The following is a 2,116-nucleotide window of genomic DNA, read 5'->3' on the forward strand; positions in this document are numbered from 1 at the left end:
CTCTCTATTGGACTAACATCACTAAAAACATTGTTACTCATAAATATTAATATAAATAGTAGAACTTTCTTCATTACTATAATCCTTTTTCGAAAAATTTAGCTTCATCTTCTCTTCTTTTCAATAATTCCTTTTTATTTTCTTGATTTACCCATAATCTTTTCATCGATCTAAATAAACCAGGAATATCTTTAAGCTCATTATTTCATAATCGATAAGTTATTACCTGCAAAAAGTAATTAGACCATGTTTCGGTATTCTTTTCTTAGTTAATTTTATGTTCACCATTCATTAATAGCTAACACATTATTTTATAATATTAATTAGCTAATTGATGTAATGAATGGTGCCTCATCGCTAAATAAAATTATTACTTCAATACTTTTTACCATTTTTTCTCTCTATCAAGATATTTTATCAATCCCTCTTTCGTTGAAAATTCACAACGTCTATCGGTTTCAAAATCATCAATACAAGGAATTTTCGATAAACTGTTATCATCCCCTATAAAAAATAACGCCCTCAATATACCATCTTCTTCTATATATAAAGGTAATTCAGTAATGCGATAACTGTACGATTTGTTTGGCGTTAAAGTATCTTTAAGTAACATATAAATATATTTGTCACCTGTTTTTTTATCAGTATATTCAAAAGCGCTTACTAACTCCCGATTACCATATTGATATGTATAAAGTTCGTACGCTTTATTCAATTCTTTATTATTATTTGTTAAAAAATACACCTCTAAATTATGCTTTCCATCTTCAAAAGTATTACTAAGAAACATCGCTGTTCCTTTATGGCCTTTATATTCAACATTAATTGGAGGATGGGCTATATTATTATATTTAGGAAATCGATATTCTTCTGGAATGCTATCTAAATATTCACCTGAATAAGCATTTGGCATGGTAAAAATTAAACTTAATAACATAAACAGTACTATTTTATATCTCATTGCTACTCCTTATTTGAAAGAAACAGAATTAAAAACTTTTGCTCTATTTAGTTTTTCTAACCAACAATTTTATATTCTGTTTTCATCCTTGACCTATTTTATCGAGATTGAGTGTTGTTATCATACAATTTTGTTCATGATGATATTCCAAATGATTTAATAGTACTATTATTAGATAAATTATTACCTACTTTTCTCTTTATCAAGATATTTTATTAATCCCTCTTTCGTTGAAAATTCACAACGTCTATCGGTTTCAAAATTATCAATACAAGTAGTTTTTGATAGGAATTCATTATCACCTAAAAAAAACAACACCCTTAGTATACCATCTTCTTCTATAAATAAAGATAATTCAGTAAAGTTATAACTGTACAATTTGTTTGGTATTATAGTACTTTTAAATAAAATATATATGTATTTGTCACCTGTTTTTTTATCAGCATATTCAAAAGCGCTTACTAGTTCCTGATTACCATATTGATATGTATAAAGTTCGTATGCTTTATTCAATTCTTTATTATTATTTGTTAAAAAATACACCTCTAAATTACGCCTTCCGTCTTCAAAAGTATTACTAAGAAACATCGCTGTTCCTTTATGGCCTTTATATTCAACATTAATTGGAGGATGGGCAATATTATTATATTTAGGAAATCGATATTCTTCTGGAATGCTACCTAATTCAAAATATTCATCTGAATAAGCATTTGACATGTTAAAAATTAAACTTAATAACATAAACAGTACTATTTTATGTCTCATTGCAACTCCTTATTTGAAAGAAACAGAATTAAAAACTTTTTCTCTATTTATTTTCTCAAAATTAGCTCGTCGTTCAGTATGATTATCAGCTTTCTTATTGATTATTTGTATTATCTTATTAACATTTTCGACTCTGTTTACTTCATCTACTTTTTATATAACTTACAATTTACCCATAGATAACTGTTTGATGATAATGAATAATTTTTAGAAACAACTAAATTAGGATTTGCAAGAGAAACATTTATTTTAAATGTTTCTCTTGCCGTTTAAGATTAATTTTATTAATCAGAAATACAAGCATCAATAGCAGAACAGTGAAGCCATTTTTTAATTATCTTATTTTTTTTTGTTGTATATTCGATCTCATAAAAATTATTTTTATAATTT

General features: G+C 25.9%; 2 protein-coding genes. Both read right to left on the bottom strand.

From position 1 onward, the window contains the following. Nucleotides 1–385: 385 nt before the first annotated feature. Nucleotides 386–961 (bottom strand): hypothetical protein, encoded by a 576-nt coding sequence (locus H3T96_RS14505; RefSeq protein WP_144093564.1) that lies wholly within the window; start codon nucleotides 959–961, stop codon nucleotides 386–388. A 183-nt stretch (nucleotides 962–1,144) separates the two neighbouring features. Then, a complete protein-coding gene (locus H3T96_RS14510; RefSeq protein ID WP_144093563.1) occupies nucleotides 1,145–1,726 on the bottom strand; it encodes a hypothetical protein in 582 nt (193 codons plus the stop codon). Between the last annotated feature and the right edge of the window lie 390 nt (nucleotides 1,727–2,116).

The organism is Gilliamella sp. W8136 (assembly GCF_016101285.1).
Lineage (GTDB): Bacteria > Pseudomonadota > Gammaproteobacteria > Enterobacterales > Orbaceae > Gilliamella > Gilliamella apicola_N.